We start from the raw sequence: 18,335 nt of genomic DNA on the forward strand, positions 1-18,335 counted from the left end.
CCCGTGATCACACGGTCCAACACAAGGGAAAAGATACATATGGCGGGCAACAGCGGCGGCCCCTGGGGGGGCGGAGGCTCATCCGGAGGCGGAGGAAATCGGGGTAATAACGGGGATGGGCGCAAGCCCCCCGAAGGTGACGGCCCGCAGATCCCCGAGATCGATGAGCTGATGAAGAAAGGCCAGGAGCAGCTGCGCGTCCTAATGGGCGGTCGTGGCGGCGGTGGCCGTGGTACGAATGGTTCGGGCGGCGGTGGTGGCCCCGCGTTTACCAAAGGGACTGTTGCGATCGGTCTGCTGGTTGCGGCTGGTCTTTGGGGTTTGGCAAGCTTCTATACCGTCAAACCGGAAGAACAGTCGGTTGAGCTGTTTCTGGGCGAATTCTCGGCGGTCGGAAACCCGGGCCTGAACTTTGCCCCGTGGCCGTTTGTGACCGCCGAGGTCATTCCGGTGACCCGCGAACAGAACGAAGACATGGGCGGTGCCCGTGGCAGCGACGATGGTCTGATGCTGACCGGTGACGAGAATGTGGTCGATATCGACTATCAGGTTGTCTGGAACATCAACGACCCGGCGAAATTCCTGTTCAACCTGCGTGATCCGCGCCAGACGATCCGCGCCGTGTCTGAATCGGCGATGCGTGAGATTATTGCCCAAAGCGAGCTGGCCCCGATCCTGAACCGGGATCGTGGCATCATTGCTGATCGCCTGCAGGAGCTGATTCAGGAGACTATGGACAGCTACGATTCGGGTGTGAACATCGTTCGTGTGAACTTTGACAAGGCCGACCCGCCACAGGACGTGATTGCCGCGTTCCGCGACGTTCAGGCCGCCGCGCAGGAGCGTGACCGGTTGCAGAACGTTGCTGACGCTTATGCCAACCGCGTTCTGGCCGAAGCGCGTGGTGAAGCCGCGCAGGTACTGGAAGAGGCCGAAGCTTATCGTGCCCAGCAGATCAACGGTGCACAGGGTGAAGCCAGCCGCTTTAGCGCGGTTTTGGAGGAATATTCCAAAGCGCCTGATGTGACCCGCAAACGTCTGTATCTGGAACGCATGGAGCAGGTGCTGGGTGATGTGGACAAGATCATTCTGGATGAAAACTCGACAGGATCGGGGCAGGGCGTTGTGCCTTATCTGCCGCTCAACGAGTTGCGCCGTAACCCTGCAGGGGAGAGCAACTGATGCGTAAGACAACGTTTATTCTGCCGATCATCTTTCTTGCGATTGTCGGTGTTCTGTCCTCGATCTTCATCGTGGACGAGCGTGAACGCGCTCTGGTTCTGCAATTTGGTCGCGTTGTTGCGGTTAAGGAAGATCCGGGGCTGGCATTCAAAATCCCGCTGATTCAGGAAGTGGTGCGGTATGACGACCGTATCCTGTCGATTGACGTTCAGCCGCTGGAAGTGACGCCTCTGGACGATCGTCGTCTGGTGGTCGATGCCTTCGCACGCTACCGGATTTCTGATCTGGAACAGTTCCGTCAGGCCGTTGGTGTCGGCGGTATCCCGGTTGCCGAGGATCGTCTGGACCGCATTCTGCGCGCCGAAACCCGCGAAGTACTGGGTTCGGTTTCGTCCCGTGACATCCTGAGTTCGGATCGTGCCGCACTGATGCTGCGTATCCGCAACAGCGCGATTGCACAGGCACGTGCGCTGGGCGTGAACGTAATCGATGTGCGTCTGAAGGCGACCGATCTGCCGCAGGCCAACCTTGAGGCGACGTTTGACCGGATGAAGGCAGAACGTGAACGTGAAGCGACCGACGAACGCGCCCGCGGTAACGAAGCCGCGCAGCGTGTGCGCGCGCAGGCCGACCGGACCGTGGTTGAACTGGTTTCCGACGCCAACCGTGAGGCCGAGATCATTCGCGGTGAGGCCGATGCCGAACGCAACGCGATCTTCGCCGAAGCCTATGGTGCCGATCCGGAGTTCTTTGAATTCTACCGTTCGCTGACCGCCTATGAGAATGCCCTGCAAGGCAGCAACAGCTCGTTGATCCTGAGCCCGGACTCGGAGTTCTTCAACTACCTTGCTTCTCCGACCGGGCGTCGGGCACCGGCAGCTGCGGCCGCTGAGTGATGGGCATGATCCTTCTGGCCTTCGGGCTGGTACTGATTGTCGAGGGGCTGGCCTATGCGCTGGCCCCTTCGCTTATAGAACGCATGCTTGAGGCGCTGCGCGCGTTGCCGGAACAGGCGCGGCGGCTGGTCGGGCTGCTTTGTGTGGTCAGTGGGCTGGTGCTGCTGTGGGGCGCATATCAGGTCGGTTTTTGATGCGATGGTTTCACGCACCGGTGATTTCCCCGCGATCCCGAGTTGCGGGCCGGGACAAACTGACTACATTGGTTGCAAAGAAGGGCATCCAGGTGATGCCAACAGAGAATTAGTCAACAAGGAGACCCCAAGTGCAGGCTAAGGCGCGCAGTGTGTCCGTCCGACGGGACGATTTTGTTATGAAGATGCGGCTGATGTGGCTGACCTTAGTGGGGGTGCTGCTGGTTTTGGCTCAATCTGTGTCCGCGCAGGCACGGGGTGATAGCCTGGCGCCGCTGGCTGAACAGATTAGCCCTGCGGTGGTCAATATCACCACGTCGACACTGATCGAAGGCCAGACTGGCCCGCAAGGGATCGTGCCTGAGGGCTCACCATTCGAAGACTTTTTCCGAGAGTTTCAGGATCGCAATGGCGGGGACAATGAAAATCGTCCACGTCGCAGCAATGCGCTGGGCTCGGGCTTCGTGATCTCGGAAGACGGCTATATCGTCACCAACAATCACGTGATTGCCGAAGCCGATGAGATATTGGTCGAGTTTTTTCCCGGTGATGGCCAGCCCGCGAAAGATTTGGTTGCCAAGGTAATCGGCCGGGACGAAAAGACCGACATCGCGCTGCTGAAAGTCGAGGCGGAAGGGCCGCTGAAATACGTGCAGTTCGGTGACAGCGACATTGCCCGCGTGGGCGATTGGGTGATCGCGATGGGGAACCCGCTGGGGCAAGGCTTTTCGGTGTCAGCAGGGATTATCTCGGCCCGGAATCGGGCACTGAGCGGGTCATATGATGACTACATCCAGACCGATGCTGCGATCAACCGGGGCAACTCGGGTGGGCCGCTGTTCAACATGAATGGCGAGGTGATCGGCGTAAATACTGCGATCCTGTCGCCCAATGGCGGCTCGATCGGGATTGGTTTCTCGATGGCTTCTAACGTGGTGATCAAGGTCGTTGATCAACTGCGTGAGTTCGGGGAGACCCGCCGCGGTTGGCTGGGCGTGCGCATTCAGGACGTGACCGAGGATATGGCCGAGGCGATGGGGCTGGACAAACCCGGAGGTGCGTTGATCAGCGATGTACCGGACGGCCCGGCAAAAGAAGCGGGCCTGCTGGCCGGAGACGTGATCATCAGCTTTGATGGCGTCGAGGTCGAGGATACACGCGGCCTTGTGCGGCAGGTGGGAGAGACCACCGTTGGCAAATCCGTGCGTGTGGTCGTGCACCGTGATGGAGGCACCCAAACCGTGCTGGTGACGCTGGGCCGCCGCGAAGACGCCGAACGTGCCGAGAACGGCGAAGAGCCGGAAGCCGAAACGCCGACGGAGGAAGACAAGGATATTCTTGGCCTGACCATCGCTCCGCTGGGGGATAGCCAGCGCGAGGAATTGGGTCTGGATGCCGACGCCGAAGGATTGTTGGTGACCAATGTTGATGAATCCTCGGAAGCCTTTGAAAAGGGTCTGCGCGCCGGTGATCTTATCACTGAGGCGGGGCAGCAGAAGGTGACTTCGATCACTGATCTGGAGACGCGGATGGATGAGGCGCGTGAAGCAGGACGCAAATCTCTGTTGCTGCTGGTGCGGCGGGGCGGGGAACCCCGGTTCGTAGCGCTGAGCCTAGAATAATAAACTCAGCGAACAGATCTGAAATTAGAAGGTCGGGATATTTTCCCGGCCTTTTTCATACTTTGTAAAGAAAAAAGCCATATGCCGGGGAAGGCATATGGCTCTGTACAGGGAGAGGTCGGTGGACAGATATCGGGGATGATAAAACCGACCTCCTACGGTAACGGGATTGACCTTAGGGCAATCTTAAAGCTGCGTATGTGAAGCGGATCACATCTGTGCCGAAAATTTAGATTAAATCGGATTCGGCCAGTTGCCGCAGCGCGTCAAAGTCGTGGATCTGCAGCCCGCCGCGCGAAGCTTCGACGACATTGTCGCGTTTCCATGTCGAAATGGTCTTTGACACTGCCTCACGCGTCGCACCGACAAATTCGGCCAATTCGCTCTGCGAAAGCGTGATACGTGCCGTTGGGCTGTCCTGTTGTCCTGCCAGGTGCAAAAGCTTGCGCGCCAGTCGGATCGGCATCGGCAGGAATACCTGCTCGTTCAATTGAGCGCCCATATAGCGCATGCGAAGACCGGCCAAGCGGATCAGATCCACCGCAAGGTCAGGGTGTTCCCGGATCTGCGCCATCATGTCTTTCTGGCGAACGCGCAGGACTTTGGAGGGCTCAGCTGCTGTTACGGTTGCGGTGCGGGGACCGCTGTCGAACAACGCGATTTCCCCGAACACCTCACCTGGGCGCATCATGCTGAGAGACAGCTTGCGCCCGCTCGACGCAAGAAATGACACTTCGAGCGCACCGGAAAGAATGGCATAGAGCGCATCGCCTTCATCGTCCTGCTCGAACAGGACATCGCCCCGATCCAATGTGACTTCGGTGGCCTGGGCTGCCAGCATGGTGCGCAGCTCTTCAGAGGCTTCGGACAGGAATCCACTGTTGGGAAATGCCATCATTCGGGCGCTGATCTCCGGGGTTGAGTGGTGCGGGTGGTGACCCAACTTTTCACAGCTTCAAGCTTAAGCCAAGAAATTTTGTTAGCTTGTTACGCTTGGGCAAGAACAGTTATTGCTTGTCGGGATCATCCATATAGCTTTGCAGCAGGTTGAACTGCATCATCAGAAACGCCATCAAGGCAATGGGAAAGCCGAAGGTTTCGATCTTGACCCATAGGTCCGTTGACATCGTGCGCCAGACCAATTCATTGGCTGCGGCCAGTACCGCGAAACAGGCACACAGACGCCGGGTGAGGATCATCCAGCCCTCGTGCTGCATGGGTAGCATCTCGTCCAGAACATATGCCAGGTAGGATTTCCCCTGCAAAAGCCCGATCCCGAGGATGGCGGAAAAGAAGCCATAGACCAGCGTTGTTTTCATCTTGAAAAACCGCTCGTCATTGAACCACGCGGTGAGGCCGCCGAAGAAAATCACCATGAATGCGGTGAAAATCTGCATCCGGCTGAGTTTGCCAGTCAGGTACCAGAGGATGCCCATGGCAGCCAGCATCAGCGGCACGAACAGGATGGTGGCGACGATGAACCCAGAATACTCGGTGCCGCCGATCACGAAATTGTCATCACGCAGGCGCAGGTAGATGAAGAAGAAGGCCAGTGGGGGGCCAAGTTCCAGTACCTGTTTGAGGAATGGGTTGATGTCTTTTTTCTCTGCCATGATTCCAACCTGCTGCTTACCCGCCCATTTCAACTATTACTGCGCCGAGTGCAATCAATGCCATCAACGCAATGCGTCTGGGGCCGACAGTTTCTTTCAGCACCAGCCAGCCGATGAGTGCTGCGAAAACGGTGGAGGTTTCGCGCAGGACCGCCGCCTCTCCGACCTTGTCCAGTCGCGTGGCGAGCATGATGGCACCGAAGGACATCGGCGCGATGATGCCGCCCGCGAACCCGCGAAGCATCAGAGGTCCAAGCGCAGGGCGGTGGATCATTGCGCGGTATCTGAGCGCAGCATAGATCGGCATCGCGGCCCCGTCGATCATGAAGAACCACGCTAGGAAGGTGAACGGATCGGCCGTAGCGCGGATACCGTAGGCATCATAGGTCGTATAGAGCGCCACGAAGAGGCCCGTGACGACCGCCAGCACCAGCGCGATTTGCAGCGTATCTCGATTGGTCTCAAGGTAGCGCAGGTTATAGGCGGCAAGGCCGAAGATACCCGCAAGAAGCGTCGCGACTCCAAGCCATTGGATGGCCGAGAAGGTTTCACCGAACAAAAGATAGGCTCCGATCACGGTGAAGAGCGGGCCAGTACCGCGCACGACCGGATAGACAACGGTATAGGAGCCTTTGGTGTAGGCCATCGCCTGCAGCACCTTATAGCCGATATGGATCAGCCAAACGACGCCAAAGATCGGCCACATGTAAGGTTCGGGCCATGGCACGATAAAGAAGGCGAATGGCATCGCCATAAGGCAGTAGCAGGCATCGATCGCCCCGCGCGACATCCACGGGTCGTGGCGGCCTTTTTGCAGTGCACCGAAAACCGCATGCAGGAAGGCCGCCATCAGCGCGAGCGCGAGGGCGAGTTGGTGGCCTGCTTCGGTGCCTTCGAGGGAGATCAGCCAGTCGCTCAAATCGGGGCTTTCGCTTGGGCGGAGAGAGTGGGGGGCTGTCTGCCCCCCACGCCCCCCGAAGGTATTTTCGGCCAGATGAAGGGGCGGATCAGGATTGTAAGCCCGTCAGGGCGGCGGCGAATTCTTCGGGATCAAACGGGGCGAGGTCGTCGATTTGCTCACCGACACCAATGGCGTGGATCGGAAGGCCGAACTTGTCGGCGAGGGCGACCAGCACGCCGCCTTTGGCTGTGCCGTCCAGTTTGGTCATCACGAGGCCCGAGACATCAGCCAGTTTGCGGAAGGTTTCGACCTGACTGAGGGCGTTTTGCCCGGTGGTGGCGTCCAGCACCAGCAGAGTGTTGTGCGGTGCGGTGTCGTCAACCTTGCGGATGACGCGGACGATTTTGGCCAGCTCTTCCATCAGGTCGGCGCGGTTTTGCAGGCGGCCTGCGGTGTCGATCATCAGAAGGTCAGCACCTTCGTTCTGGGCCTTGGTCAGTGCATCGAAGGCGAGCGAGGCAGGGTCGGACCCTTCGGGTGCCGTCAGTACGGGCACGCCTGCGCGGTCACCCCAGACCTGCAACTGTTCGACGGCGGCGGCGCGGAATGTGTCTCCGGCGGCGATGACGACTTTCTTGCCGGCGGCTTTGAACTGGCTGGCAAGCTTGCCGATTGTCGTAGTTTTGCCCGAACCGTTGACGCCAACAACCAGCACCACTTGCGGGCGTTTCGGGTAGATCGGCATTGGTTTGGCCACGGGTTCCATCACGCGGGCAACCTCCTGCGCCAGCAGCTGTTTGATTTCCTGGGTCGAGAGTTTGCGGCCAAAGCGGCCCTCGGCCATGTTGGACGTAACGCGCAAGGCGGTGTCGACGCCCATATCCGAGGCGATCAGAAGCTCTTCGAGTTGCTCCAGCATGTCGTCGTCCAGCGTGCGGCGGACAACGGTCTTGGATTCATTTCGGCCGAACAGGCGACCCATCAAGCCCTTGGATTCTGGAACCTCTGGGGGTGGAGGCGCCGGTGTGGGATCAGCCGGGATCGGAGCGGGAGGCTCGACCGGTTGGGGCGCGGGCGTGGGTTCAGGTACTTCGGGAACCGGTTGCGGTTCGGGCTCTGGTTCGGGGATCACCGGATCAGGATTTGGGGTTTCCTCGCCGCCATCCTCGACAATTGCATCCAGCCCCTCTTCGAGGCGCGATGAGGATTTGAACAGCTTGTCCTTGAGCTTTGAGAAAAACGCCATTTTTGATCTCCGCAGGTGTTCCCTTCACCTAATGTGGATTGAAGGCAGTTGCAAAGGGTCAGGTGAAGGCGATCAGAAACCCGGCTTGGGCAGCCCAGTAAAGCGGCCAGACCAGATAGGGCGTAAGCTTCAGGGTCGGGTGATTGGCAGGTAGCAGGAACTTTTCAGTCGCAAGCGCCAGGTCCGAGGCGATGAAGGCCATCGCGGCGGGAAGGGCCCAGCGTAAGGCTCCAGTTTCGGGAAGGGCAAGAACGGTGATGCCCATGCCCAGGATGATTGGAATATAAGCGAGGACGGGGATTTTGAGGTCTCCGGCGCGGGGGGTGAGCAGCGTGGCCATAACGATGCCCAGGATGATCAGGGACCAGAAGATCGCGGGGTGGTCGAAGATCTGTTCAGGGCTGCTGCTGGGGCTCGTCAAAAATAAGGCGATATAGGCCAAATGCCCCGCAGCAAATGCACCGATGCCTGCCATGAATGTGCTGTCGGTTTCGCGTGACAGAAGGGCATCACCTATCGCGCAGAAGGTGAGGGCGAGGATCAGGAGCCATGGCGCGCTTGCCAGTATGGCGACGCCTGCCAGCAGCACGACCGATGCTGTTTTCAGCATGCTACGCAGGGTGCCGGCCGGGCGCGCGGTAAGTGGCAGGTAGGCCAGCGCGCAGGCCGCCGCAATCCAGAAAAGAAGTGTCGTCATGGTGCGTCCCCGATGTTTTTGAGTCAATCATCGCCATGATCTCGGCGGTGCATCAAGGCGTGACGTGGAGTTATCTTGCCGATCGCCACGATGTGGAAAGGTTGAATGGCACTTGTGGGTTGCTTCTGACACAGTGTGACCATGATCCGAACTTGCATGATTCTGCTGACCCTTTTCGCTCAGCCCGTTGCGGCACAGTCGCCTCTGACAGGGCCTGAATTCGATGCGTATACGCGTGGGAAGACTTTGTATTACGGGTTCGATGGGCAGGCCTACGGAGTCGAACGGTATCTGCCAGACCGCCGAGTCATCTGGTCATTTCTGGATGGCAATTGCATGAACGGAGTTTGGTACGAGCAGGAAGATCAGATCTGTTTCATCTATGAGGATCAACTGGCGCCGCAATGCTGGGTTTTCTGGCAATCCGGGGGCGGTTTGATCGCACAATTCGAGGGCGATCCGACAGCGACCGAGTTGTACGAGGCCGAGGATATTGGCGAAGAGATGTTGTGCTACGGACCGGATGTAGGGGTCTGAAATGGTCGCAGGTCTTCATAGTCCAGCATGACGTGAAGTTGAAACGCGGGCCTTTCGGTTAGCCGTTCATAGTATCGACGCAAATGCGGTAACGGTGCGCGGACGATGTCGATATCGTAGTAGCGGTAAAGGACGTGGCCGAACTGTATATCCGCCAGTGTAAAATGCTCACCCGCAAGGAACGTGTTTTGGTCCAGCTCCTTGTCTGCGATTGCCAGTTTGATTTCCAAATCGCTGACGGCCCGATGGATCGCTGTTTGGTCCTGCTGTTCAACGGGTGTTCGCACAATTTGCCAGAACACCGGAACGGTAAACGCCATCGCCACGTTGAGTTTCGCCCATTCGGCCCATTTGTCGATCGTGGCGCGCCGGGTAGGATCTGAAGGCCAGAATGCCTGTTCGCCATATTGGGTGGCCAGATATCGCAGGATGGCGCCGGTTTCCCAAAGCGGTGGGTTGTCGCCATCTTGCAGGACGGGGATGGTTTTGTTTGGGTTCAGTGCCCGAAACGCTGCAGTGTCCAGCCCGCCGAAGCGATGGCCAAGATCGTGACGCTGGTATTCTAGGCCAAGCTCACCCACGCACCACATTAGGGCCTGAACGTTCGAGGATGTTTTACGGCCCCAGATCGTCAACATCGGTCAGAACAACGATCCCTGATCAGGAGGTGCCTGTTTGGATTTCTTGGGTGGCGCCTTGCCCGCAGCCCCGGTCCTGAGGCGACCGTCAGCGAATTCGATCTCAAGAACAGCGTGACCGGAGGCTTGAGCTTTGGTTGTGATGACCTCTCCTTCGGCGCGCACGACGGCGTAGCCACGCCCGAGCGTCGCCTTGTAGCTCAGCGTTTCACGTAGGCGGTCGGTGGCGTCCATCTGCTGGCGCAGGCGGTCCAATCGCGTGGATTGCCCGGTGTTCAGGCGTTCGGATAGGCGATTCAGAGCGTCGCGCCGTGTTTCCAGCTCGCGCTGGATCGGGCGCAGTGACAGGCGTGAGGACAGGTTGCGCCAGCGATCGCGGCGGGTTTCGACAAAGCTGCGCAGGGTCGAGGGGCGCAGACGCGCCGCACTGTCCAGCAGTTTGACGCGGCGGTTCTGAACACCCCGGATCAGCGCGTTGGGCAGGCGTTCCGAGATTTGGTCGAGCCTTTGGCGCGGGCTTTCCAGCAGTGTATCGGGGCGGGGCAGGGCTCGGGACAGGTCGCGCAGACGCTGGCTGCGGCGTTGCACGGCATCCGTGGAGGCGCGCGACAGGCGGGCCCCTTGTTCGTTGGTCCAAGCCAGCAGTTCCATGCGGACCGGTACGGCAAGTTCGGCAGCGGCGGTTGGCGTAGGCGCGCGGCGGTCCGAGACATAGTCGATCAGGGTGGTGTCCGTCTCGTGCCCGACGGCCGAGATCAGCGGGATTTCTGAGGCTGCAGTCGCGCGCGCGACGCTTTCTTCGTTGAAGCCCCAGAGGTCTTCTATGGACCCACCGCCGCGCGCGACGATAATCAGGTCGGGTCGCGGGAGGGCCCCGCCCGGTGTGAGTTGATTGAAGCCTTCGATGGCGCGGGTCACTTCGGGGGCACAGTTTGCCCCCTGAACCGCGACGGGCCAGATCAGTACTTTGCGCGGGAACCGATCACGCAGCCGATGCAAGATGTCTCGGATCACCGCACCGGAGGGCGAAGTGACAACGCCGATGATCTGCGGCAAGTAGGGCAGGGGTTTCTTGCGTTCAGCCGCAAACAAGCCTTCGGATTCGAGCTGCTTTTTGCGCTTTTCCAGCAATGCCATCAGCGCGCCTTGCCCGGCGACGGCGACTTCATCGACATTCAGGTTGTATTTCGACTGGGCTCCAAAAGCTGTCAGGCGCCCGGTGACGACAACCTCGAGGCCTTCTTCGGGAACAACTGAAAGACCAGAAATCTGCCCTTTCCAAGTTGTGCAGGCCAGCACGTTCCGGTCGTCCTTTATGTCGTAATACAGATGACCCGAACGGGCCTTGAACACGCGGCCCACTTCTCCACGCACACGGATTCGGCCAAAGGTGCCCTCGAGCGTGCGCTTCACCTCGCCTGAGATGTCCGAGACAGTGTATTCGGGGGTGTTCTGACCCGGAATCGGGTCATCTAGCAGGTCGGACATTTCAGCGCCTTGTGTCAAATCTCTGCGCAGCTTAGAACGCCGCGCAGGCAAGGCCAAGCAGATCGGAGCGTTTCATGAATATCCTCATTCTCGGCAGCGGTGGACGCGAGCACAGTCTGGCTTGGGCGGTGATGCAAAACCCCAAATGTGATCGCCTGATTGTGGCGCCGGGGAATGCCGGGATCGCCCAGATCGCAGAGTGCGCGGCGGTGGACATTGAGAATGGCGGTGCTGTGGTCAACTTTGCCGAGGAAAACGCGATTGATTTCGTGATCGTTGGCCCCGAAGCGCCTTTGGCCGCAGGGGTCGCTGACCGGCTGCGCGAAGCGGGTGTGCTGGTTTTCGGGCCCTCGGCAGAAGCGGCGCGGTTGGAGGCCTCAAAAAGTTTCACCAAGGAAATCTGTGACGCATCCGGCGCGCCGACGGCGGCTTATGCCCGGTTCGCCGAGGCTGAGCCCGCCAAGGAATACATCCGTGCGCAGGAGGCCCCGATTGTGGTCAAGGCCGATGGGCTGGCTGCCGGGAAGGGCGTGATCGTTGCGATGGACGAGCAAACCGCCCTGGACGCGATTGACGACATGTTCGGCGGAGCCTTTGGTGGCGCGGGGGCCGAAGTGGTGATCGAGGAGTTCATGGAGGGCGAGGAGGCGTCTCTGTTCGTGCTCTGTGACGGAGAGGATATCCTGTCGATCGGCACAGCGCAGGATCACAAGCGCGTCGGCGAGGGCGATACCGGGCTGAACACAGGGGGTATGGGCGCCTATTCTCCGGCCCCGGTGCTGAGCGCCGAGATCGAGGCCCTTGCGATGGATCAGATCGTGCGCCCGACGGTGGCCGAGATGAAGCGGCGCGGGACTCCGTTTCAGGGTGTGCTCTACGCCGGTTTGATGATCAGGGATGGTCAGCCCAGATTAGTGGAGTACAACGTGCGGTTCGGAGATCCCGAATGTCAGGTACTGATGATGCGCCTTGGCGCTCAGGCCATGGACCTGATGCACGCGGCGGCCGAGGGTCGCTTGTCTGAGACGCGGGTGAACTGGGCCGACGATCACGCCATCACGGTCGTGATGGCGGCAAAGGGGTATCCTGGTTCTTATGAAAAAGGCACTGTGATCAACGGCCTGGGCGATCTGGCCGAGGATAGTAGCAACATGGTATTCCACGCGGGGACAAAAGCGGCTGAAGGCAAGGTTCAGGCCGCGGGTGGCCGCGTTCTGAATGTGACTGCGCGTGGGGAAACGCTGCAAGACGCACGCGACCGGGCGTATGACATGGTTGAAGGTGTTGATTGGCCTGAAGGGTTCTTCCGTCGCGACATCGGCTGGCGCGCGCTTTAACTCAGTAGTCGGGCTGCGCCCGGCTTGATGATTTCGGGGCGAGGGGCCAGCCCCTCGCGCTCCCCGAGGTATTTATGGCCAGATGAAGATCGGATCAGCACTTTAGTGCGTTGGCCAGATCTTTGAGACTGTTGAGTGGTCCGAGGTCTTTTTGTCGCCAGCCTTTGCTGTACGAGACGCCTATGATCCGCGACCAGTCGGCGCTGGCGAGGATCAGCTCAGGGTGTGTTTCGCATTGGCGCAGGCCGCCTGAAATAAAATCTTCACCGATCCTGTGATTGGTAAGGCCAGGGATTGTCGCGATTTCAATGAGTTCACCGTCTTTGTAACGCCAGATGCGCAGAGTTTTCGCAAGGTGTGGGCGGTCGACATAGGCGATCTCGACATGTCCATCACCATCCAGATCGGCGGCACCGATGGGGGCGAGCCAGCGGTTGCGCGTGCCGATATGGGGGGTGGCGGCGATTTTTTGACCATTGACGTCATAGATCGCCAGTTGAGCACCCGTATGCTGCTGGGTCTCTACAACGATGACTTCGGGCAACCCGTCCTGATCGATATCGGCCAGGCGTGGGGCAAGATCTTCGAATACGCGGTCTTCAGGCAGACGTATTGTAACGGTCGAGCGTTTGGAGCTATCGACTTTTCGCCGCGCCGCCGAGGAAAGACTTGTACCGACGCCGATTTCCAAAGCACCGTATTCGATGGCGTCGCCAAGCACCCCATGGGCGTAGCGTGTTGTTGGTTCCGTGAAGCGAGCAGATACTTTGGTTTCGCCGCTGGCTGCGGGCATATTCCCCGTTAGCCAAATGCAAACCATCAGAACAGCGCCGCGCGCCCGACGGTGCCAAAGGCGGTTGGGCTGGCGCGGCGCATCAGGGTGCATCAGATCTGCTTTTCGGGCATCTGCACAACCAGACCATCCAGCGCGTCGGTGACCTTGATCTGACAGGTCAGGCGCGAGCGGGTCGGGTCGGGTTCATAGGCGAAGTCCAGCATGTCTTCTTCCATGTCGTCCTTGGCGGGGATTCTCTCGACCCAGTCAGGATGAATATAGACGTGGCAGGTTGAGCAGGCGCAGGCGCCGCCGCAATCGGCCTCGATGCCGGGGATGTTGTTGTCGCGGGCCCCTTCCATGACCGTCAGCCCGTTGGCGACGTCGACTGTATGTTCGGTACCGCTGTGCTCGACATAGGTGATCTTTGCCATTGCTTGCGTCTTCCTTTTGCGATGTTCGAGAGCTTTCTTAGTGAAGGGAATTAGGTGATTCCAGTGGCAATTGCGACTCTGGATGCCGTGTTTGGATTTTTGCGGCTTTGGTAAGGCTAAGTTTGCGTGCCTGGCGACGCGATTGCAGGGAAACACTGAGAAAACGAATTTGCCTGATGAGTGCTACCAGCGCCCGGACGCGCCCCCGCCACCAGATCGACCGCCGCCGAAACCGCCCCCGCCAGAGCTTTGGGAAACCTGAGGGATATAGTAGCTGGTTTCTTCAGCGTAATCGCATTTTAGGCATTCGATCCGGCGAATACCCGAACCGGCCCTCGTTGTACTTGCGGAGAGCGTGATGCGTCGCCTCTGGCGCAGACTGCGGTTCCCACATTTTGGGCAGGTTCGAAGTCGTACCAGACCATCACTTATGAAATTGCGGCCTTTGAGCATCATAATCATCATGGCAAAGAGGCCAAATATCCAGAGACCTAGATCATCATTTGTTTTCTTGGCGGGCGCGGCCTCGCCAGTGCGAAAAGGCTTTATGATCTGATCTATGATAGCCGTAGTGCCGGCCTTGATCCCGATTGCATAATTGTTTGCTTTGAAGGCCGGGAGGAATTGCGTGTCAACAATGCGTTCCGCGGCGTGATCCCAGTCGCGCCCATAGGCGGCGCCAAGCTCGATTCGCATAGCCCGGTCATCCCGTAAGACCATCACAAGCACACCATCGTTTCGAGAAGCGTCGCCGATCCCCCAGTGGTCAAAAAGCCCGGTGGCAAACTGTTCGAGCGTCAGACCGTCGGCATAGTCGCCTTGAGTGCGCAGTGTCAGGATGGTCATTTCGACCCCTGTCTCGCGTTTGAGCCCATCTAGTTGCTCAGCAAGTGCCTCCTCGTCCAACGGGCTGAGCAAATTGGCAAAGTCGTTGACGGTCGTGCTTTGATAGTCGGGATAAGTTTGCCCAAATGCAGTATTGGCCCAAATCATTAATAAGACGAAAACAATTCTCATGGCTGCCCGCGTGTTTTTCGGAAGCGTATCACCGAGCGACACAATAGCAACCGGGATATGGCCCGACCCTGGAAGGTTGTGTGTCAAATGCCGATGATGGTTTTCGGTAACGATTACCGCCTGAACAATACCCCCTGCGACTGCCGGTCCCGATGATCCCCGCGCAGTTCTGCATGTAAGGCTCGGCCTGCCTGCACGCTGGGTCGGGCGCTCATCATGTCCAGCCAGCGGGTGAAATGCGGTTTGTCCTCAAGCACCTGTTGCTGGCCTTCCCATAGGCTGGCCCAGCCCCAGATCGACATGTCGGCGATGGAGTAGAAATCGCCGGCGACGTATTCGTTTTCGGCCAGCCTGCGGTCGAGCACGCCGTAGAGACGCCCGACCTCACTGCGATAGCGGTCTTTCGGATAGGAATGGTCTTGTGGCGGGTCTAGATGTGGAGCGTATTTAAGGAAGTGATGCGCTTGGCCGGCCATCGGGCCTACGCCGCCCATTTGCCACATCAGCCATTCCTCGACTGCGATCCTGTCACGTTCGGTATTGCCGTAGAATCGCCCGGTCTTGCGGGCGAGGTACATCAGGATCGCGCCGCTTTCGAACACCGAAATAGGCGCGCCGTCAGGGCCGTCCGGGTCGACGATGGCGGGCATGCGGTTATTGGGCGAGATCTTTAGAAACTCGGGATCGAACTGGTCGCCCTTGCCGATGTTGATTAAGTGGGTTTTGTAGGGCAGCTCCATCTCTTCCAGCGCGATGGACACTTTCCAGCCGTTGGGCGTGGGCCAGAAATAGAGATCAATCATGGGGCCTCCTTGAATTTGGGCGATCATGAAGCTTTCTGCACAAACGGCAAGAGCGCGCGTGGCTGTGTTACGAAAGCGTGACCGGTGATCAGTCGGGCTTGACGTGTTCCGGGGCGGGGCGTAAACGCATCTTCATTCATGTGGCGATTTGTTACCGGATTGCGGGCCACGTTAAACAACACCGCTAAAAGGTCAGGATGAAAGACCCCTTTCGCTTGGCCGCGTCTGGGGTTTTTTGTTTGCCTCCAATGCGGGGCTGAAAGGAATGAGATGAGCGAGAGCTGGAACAAACGCACCCAAGCCGTCCATGGCGGCATCCGTCGCAGTCAGTACAATGAGGTTTCTGAGTCGATCTTTCTGACGCAGGGGTTTGTCTACGATAACGCCGAGCAGGCCGAGGCCCGGTTTATCGAAAGCGGCCCGGATGAGTTCATCTATGCCCGCTACGGCAACCCCACCGTGTCGATGTTCGAGCAGCGTATCGCAGCTTTGGAAGGCGGCGAGGATGCGTTTGCCACCGCTTCAGGTATGGCCGCTGTGAACGGTGCGCTGACTTCGATGCTGCAGGCGGGCGACCATGTGGTTTCAGCCAAGGCGCTTTTTGGGTCCTGTCTGTATATCCTCGAAAACATCCTGACGCGTTATGGCGTTGAGGTGACCTTTGTAGACGGCACCGATCTGGACGCGTGGGAGGCCGCGATCCGGCCTGACACCAAGGCAGTGTTTTTTGAATCCATGTCGAACCCGACGCTTGAAGTGATCGACATCACGTCCGTGTCGAAGCTGGCCCATGCGGTGGGTGCGGTTGTAATCGTGGACAACGTGTTCTCGACACCCGTGTTCTCGCGCGCGATCGAACAGGGAGCCGACGTGGTGGTCTATTCGGCGACCAAGCATATCGACGGGCAGGGCCGGGCGCTGGGCGGCGTGATCATCGGCACCAAGGAATTCATCCGTGGCACGGTCGAGCCTTACATGAAGCACACCGGCGGTGCGCTTAGCCCGTTCAGCGCTTGGATCATGGTCAAAGGTCTTGAAACCATGGCCCTGCGCGTAAACGCGCAAGCCGATAGCGCGCAAACGATCGCAGAAGCTTTAGAAGGGCATTCTGCACTGGAGCGGACTCTGTATCCCGGGCTGAGAACCCATGCGCAAAACGCGTTGGTGCAAGAGCAGCTGGGCGGCAAGGGCGGTACGGTTCTATCGCTGGACATCAAGGGCGGCAAAGCGGCAGCGTTTGCGTTCCTGAATGCGCTGACGATCCCTGTGATCTCGAATAATTTAGGCGATGCCAAGTCGATCGCAACGCACCCGGCCACCACAACGCACCAGCGTCTGAGTGACGAACAACGCGATGAGTTGGGTATCACGCCGGGCCTGATCCGCCTTTCGGTTGGGCTTGAGGATGCCGGTGATTTGCTGGCGGATATCCAGCGCGCGCTAGACGTATCTCAGGGCTAGTGTTGCGCCGGGAATGCACCATCAGGCGGATGTGATCCGCCTGATCCGGCGCATTTGGTTGTAAAATGACGATTTCTTGCCTCGAATTTCGATCCGGACTGCTATTCCGCGCGTATCGTTCAGGACTGGTAATTAAACCTCGGTGGTATATAACCGTCGGCCTAGCAAGGGATCCGTGCCAATGAACATTCATCCGCGCGACATCAACGAGACACCCGATCACGATCAGGCCGCAGCGGCGCTCAAGGTGCTGCGCGAATGGGCGAAATCAGCCTCGGCGGCCGAGATCAGTCAACTGGACCCGGCCATTGCGCAGCTTGTCCCGGGGCTGTTGCCGTCAAACTATCCAGCCCTGTCGCGCGAATATCCCCACGAGTTTGAGGCGGATGCAGCCTACAAGGCCACATTGCCGGATCTGCAAAACGGTCCATCCAGCCTGATCCGGGGTTCGAAGCAGCAAATCCAGCATGTCGGCATCTCGAATTTCCGCCTGCCGATCCGGTTCCATCGCAAAAGCGGTGCCGAGCTGACACTTGAGACCTCGGTCACCGGGTCTGTCAGCCTTGAGGCCGAGAAGAAGGGCATCAACATGTCTCGGATCATGCGGTCCTTCTACAAGCACGCCGAGCGCACCTTTAGTTTTGAGGTGATGGAGGCAGCGCTGAACGACTATCTGACTGATCTGGATAGTTTGGATGCGCGCATACAGATGCGGTTTTCCTATCCCGATCGGATTGAGAGCCTGCGTTCGGGCTTGTCCGGATACCAATATTACGACATCGCGCTGGAACTGGTCGATCAAGGCGGAGAACGTCTGAAGATTATGCATCTGGACTATGTCTATTCGTCCACATGCCCCTGTTCATTGGAACTGAGCGAACACGCGCGCGCAACCCGCGGGCAGCTGGCGACGCCGCATTCCCAGCGCTCGGTGGCGCGGATTTCGGTGGTTATCGATTGCAACGCCGATTGTCTGTGGTTCGAAGATCTGATCGCGCTGTGCCGCCGCGCTGTGCCGACCGAAACTCAGGTGATGGTCAAGCGCGAAGATGAACAGGCCTTTGCCGAACTGAACGCGGCCAATCCCATATTCGTGGAAGATGCCGCGCGTCTGTTCTGCGCCGAGCTGCAGGCCGATCATCATGTCGGCGATTTCCGTGTGATCGCCAGCCATCAGGAAAGCCTGCACAGCCATGATGCGGTCTCGATTCTGACCGAAGGTCCAACCTTCGAATCCGCGAGCCTGGACCCGCGTTTGTTCACGACGCTGTTTCATGTGGGCTGATTGACCCTGCGGAAGCTGCTGGAAAAACAGTCAAAAATCCTGCATGGGCGCTTTTTTGCCGCAATGCAGCAGGAATTGCTGCATCTGCACCTTGAATTGCGCTACATTGTCCCCGAGTGCAGCTGCTGCGCATCCGTAAAAACCGGGTCGCGCAGCCCGAAAGGAAACCGGGACGTGCAACGCCTTGGACCGCCAACCTGCAAATCCGC

The 18,335-nt window shown here is 58.8% G+C and carries 19 protein-coding genes and 1 riboswitch; of the genes, 8 read left to right on the forward strand and 11 right to left on the reverse strand.

The annotated features are described in order from the left end of the window. The first annotated feature begins 39 nt into the window (after positions 1–39). The 4 genes from hflK (at position 40) to ACR0KC_RS00370 (ending at position 3,894) form a co-directional block, all read left to right on the forward strand. The gene (gene hflK, locus ACR0KC_RS00355; RefSeq protein WP_170393723.1) at positions 40–1,182 is read left to right on the forward strand and encodes an FtsH protease activity modulator HflK; all 1,143 of its coding nucleotides are present in this window, start codon (positions 40–42) and stop codon (positions 1,180–1,182) included. Next, a complete protein-coding gene (hflC, locus tag ACR0KC_RS00360; protein ID WP_170393556.1) occupies positions 1,182–2,078 on the forward strand; it encodes a protease modulator HflC in 897 nt (298 codons plus the stop codon). Before hflK ends, hflC begins: the two co-directional genes overlap by 1 nt. Then, complete coding sequence (locus ACR0KC_RS00365) at positions 2,078–2,272, forward strand: DUF2065 domain-containing protein (protein WP_170393554.1); 195 nt, start codon at positions 2,078–2,080, stop codon at positions 2,270–2,272. The genes hflC and ACR0KC_RS00365 overlap by 1 nt, the downstream gene beginning before the upstream one ends. A gap of 179 nt (positions 2,273–2,451) precedes the next feature. Then, entirely contained in the window at positions 2,452–3,894 is a 1,443-nt protein-coding gene (locus ACR0KC_RS00370; RefSeq protein WP_480503421.1) for a Do family serine endopeptidase, read from the forward strand. 229 nt (positions 3,895–4,123) lie between these two features. On the opposite strand, the gene ACR0KC_RS00375 is transcribed toward ACR0KC_RS00370, so the two are convergent. From ACR0KC_RS00375 to ACR0KC_RS00395, 5 genes are all read right to left on the reverse strand, one after another. Continuing rightward, positions 4,124–4,792, reverse strand: coding sequence for a Crp/Fnr family transcriptional regulator (locus ACR0KC_RS00375; RefSeq protein WP_170393550.1), 669 nt, complete (start codon positions 4,790–4,792; stop codon positions 4,124–4,126). Between the two features lie 109 nt (positions 4,793–4,901). Then, a complete protein-coding gene (locus ACR0KC_RS00380; RefSeq protein WP_170393548.1) occupies positions 4,902–5,507 on the reverse strand; it encodes an inner membrane-spanning protein YciB in 606 nt (201 codons plus the stop codon). 16 nt (positions 5,508–5,523) lie between these two features. Further along, on the reverse strand, positions 5,524–6,426 hold the full coding sequence (locus ACR0KC_RS00385; protein ID WP_170393546.1) for a DMT family transporter: 903 nt from the start codon (positions 6,424–6,426) through the stop codon (positions 5,524–5,526). A gap of 88 nt (positions 6,427–6,514) precedes the next feature. Continuing rightward, positions 6,515–7,654 carry a signal recognition particle-docking protein FtsY gene (gene ftsY / locus ACR0KC_RS00390; protein WP_170404941.1) on the reverse strand — a complete coding sequence of 380 codons (1,140 nt, stop codon included), beginning with the start codon at positions 7,652–7,654 and terminating at the stop codon, positions 6,515–6,517. A gap of 58 nt (positions 7,655–7,712) precedes the next feature. Then, positions 7,713–8,351, reverse strand: coding sequence for a lysoplasmalogenase family protein (locus ACR0KC_RS00395; RefSeq protein ID WP_480704476.1), 639 nt, complete (start codon positions 8,349–8,351; stop codon positions 7,713–7,715). Between the two features lie 156 nt (positions 8,352–8,507). On the opposite strand from ACR0KC_RS00395, the gene ACR0KC_RS00400 reads away from it, so the two are divergent. Next, positions 8,508–8,888 (forward strand): hypothetical protein, encoded by a 381-nt coding sequence (locus tag ACR0KC_RS00400; RefSeq protein ID WP_255612129.1) that lies wholly within the window; start codon positions 8,508–8,510, stop codon positions 8,886–8,888. Here the strand turns inward: ACR0KC_RS00400 and ACR0KC_RS00405 are convergent. Further along, positions 8,864–9,526, reverse strand: coding sequence for a glutathione S-transferase family protein (locus tag ACR0KC_RS00405; RefSeq protein ID WP_480704478.1), 663 nt, complete (start codon positions 9,524–9,526; stop codon positions 8,864–8,866). The genes ACR0KC_RS00400 and ACR0KC_RS00405 overlap by 25 nt on opposite strands. Positions 9,527–9,529: 3 nt before the next feature. After that, complete coding sequence (gene xseA, locus ACR0KC_RS00410; protein ID WP_170393536.1) at positions 9,530–11,014, reverse strand: exodeoxyribonuclease VII large subunit; 1,485 nt, start codon at positions 11,012–11,014, stop codon at positions 9,530–9,532. Positions 11,015–11,088: 74 nt separating this feature from the next. On the opposite strand from xseA, the gene purD reads away from it, so the two are divergent. Continuing rightward, the gene (gene purD, locus ACR0KC_RS00415; RefSeq protein ID WP_480704480.1) at positions 11,089–12,351 is read left to right on the forward strand and encodes a phosphoribosylamine--glycine ligase; all 1,263 of its coding nucleotides are present in this window, start codon (positions 11,089–11,091) and stop codon (positions 12,349–12,351) included. A gap of 94 nt (positions 12,352–12,445) precedes the next feature. Here purD and ACR0KC_RS00420 read toward each other — a convergent pair whose 3' ends face one another. From ACR0KC_RS00420 to ACR0KC_RS00435, 4 genes are all read right to left on the reverse strand, one after another. After that, entirely contained in the window at positions 12,446–13,237 is a 792-nt protein-coding gene (locus ACR0KC_RS00420; protein ID WP_170731872.1) for an FG-GAP repeat domain-containing protein, read from the reverse strand. Next, on the reverse strand, positions 13,237–13,560 hold the full coding sequence (locus ACR0KC_RS00425) for a 2Fe-2S iron-sulfur cluster-binding protein (protein ID WP_170404961.1): 324 nt from the start codon (positions 13,558–13,560) through the stop codon (positions 13,237–13,239). The genes ACR0KC_RS00420 and ACR0KC_RS00425 overlap by 1 nt, the downstream gene beginning before the upstream one ends. Before the next feature lie 183 nt (positions 13,561–13,743). Beyond that, entirely contained in the window at positions 13,744–14,577 is an 834-nt protein-coding gene (locus tag ACR0KC_RS00430; RefSeq protein WP_480771348.1) for a TPM domain-containing protein, read from the reverse strand. Positions 14,578–14,690: 113 nt separating this feature from the next. Then, positions 14,691–15,380, reverse strand: a complete 690-nt coding sequence (locus ACR0KC_RS00435) for a glutathione S-transferase N-terminal domain-containing protein (protein WP_480704484.1) — start codon at positions 15,378–15,380, stop codon at positions 14,691–14,693. 130 nt (positions 15,381–15,510) lie between these two features. Then, positions 15,511–15,588, forward strand: a riboswitch (SAM riboswitch). A gap of 62 nt (positions 15,589–15,650) precedes the next feature. Here ACR0KC_RS00435 and metZ point away from each other — a divergent pair. Together metZ and folE2 are read left to right on the forward strand one after the other, a co-directional pair. Then, complete coding sequence (gene metZ / locus ACR0KC_RS00440; RefSeq protein ID WP_223118223.1) at positions 15,651–16,841, forward strand: O-succinylhomoserine sulfhydrylase; 1,191 nt, start codon at positions 15,651–15,653, stop codon at positions 16,839–16,841. Between the two features lie 181 nt (positions 16,842–17,022). Continuing rightward, complete coding sequence (gene folE2 / locus ACR0KC_RS00445) at positions 17,023–18,126, forward strand: GTP cyclohydrolase FolE2 (protein ID WP_170563343.1); 1,104 nt, start codon at positions 17,023–17,025, stop codon at positions 18,124–18,126. Positions 18,127–18,335: the final 209 nt, after the last annotated feature.

It is taken from the genome of Ruegeria sp. CF3 (assembly GCF_056537365.1).

Bases quoted from the DNA above. Each gene is read 5' to 3' on its own strand.
- ACR0KC_RS00425 (WP_170404961.1), bottom strand. From the start codon at position 13,560: ATGGCAAAGATCACCTATGTCGAGCACAGCGGTACCGAACATACAGTC.
- ACR0KC_RS00430 (WP_480771348.1), bottom strand. From the start codon at position 14,577: ATGAGAATTGTTTTCGTCTTATTAATGATTTGGGCCAATACTGCATTT.
- ACR0KC_RS00370 (WP_480503421.1), top strand. From the start codon at position 2,452: ATGAAGATGCGGCTGATGTGGCTGACCTTAGTGGGGGTGCTGCTGGTT.
- ACR0KC_RS00380 (WP_170393548.1), bottom strand. From the start codon at position 5,507: ATGGCAGAGAAAAAAGACATCAACCCATTCCTCAAACAGGTACTGGAA.
- hflK (WP_170393723.1), top strand. From the start codon at position 40: ATGGCGGGCAACAGCGGCGGCCCCTGGGGGGGCGGAGGCTCATCCGGA.
- ACR0KC_RS00420 (WP_170731872.1), bottom strand. From the start codon at position 13,237: ATGCACCCTGATGCGCCGCGCCAGCCCAACCGCCTTTGGCACCGTCGG.
- folE2 (WP_170563343.1), top strand. From the start codon at position 17,023: ATGAACATTCATCCGCGCGACATCAACGAGACACCCGATCACGATCAG.
- ACR0KC_RS00405 (WP_480704478.1), bottom strand. From the start codon at position 9,526: ATGTTGACGATCTGGGGCCGTAAAACATCCTCGAACGTTCAGGCCCTA.
- ACR0KC_RS00375 (WP_170393550.1), bottom strand. From the start codon at position 4,792: ATGATGGCATTTCCCAACAGTGGATTCCTGTCCGAAGCCTCTGAAGAG.
- ACR0KC_RS00395 (WP_480704476.1), bottom strand. From the start codon at position 8,351: ATGACGACACTTCTTTTCTGGATTGCGGCGGCCTGCGCGCTGGCCTAC.
- ACR0KC_RS00435 (WP_480704484.1), bottom strand. From the start codon at position 15,380: ATGATTGATCTCTATTTCTGGCCCACGCCCAACGGCTGGAAAGTGTCC.
- metZ (WP_223118223.1), top strand. From the start codon at position 15,651: ATGAGCGAGAGCTGGAACAAACGCACCCAAGCCGTCCATGGCGGCATC.
- ftsY (WP_170404941.1), bottom strand. From the start codon at position 7,654: ATGGCGTTTTTCTCAAAGCTCAAGGACAAGCTGTTCAAATCCTCATCG.
- xseA (WP_170393536.1), bottom strand. From the start codon at position 11,014: ATGTCCGACCTGCTAGATGACCCGATTCCGGGTCAGAACACCCCCGAA.
- purD (WP_480704480.1), top strand. From the start codon at position 11,089: ATGAATATCCTCATTCTCGGCAGCGGTGGACGCGAGCACAGTCTGGCT.
- ACR0KC_RS00365 (WP_170393554.1), top strand. From the start codon at position 2,078: ATGGGCATGATCCTTCTGGCCTTCGGGCTGGTACTGATTGTCGAGGGG.
- hflC (WP_170393556.1), top strand. From the start codon at position 1,182: ATGCGTAAGACAACGTTTATTCTGCCGATCATCTTTCTTGCGATTGTC.
- ACR0KC_RS00400 (WP_255612129.1), top strand. From the start codon at position 8,508: ATGATTCTGCTGACCCTTTTCGCTCAGCCCGTTGCGGCACAGTCGCCT.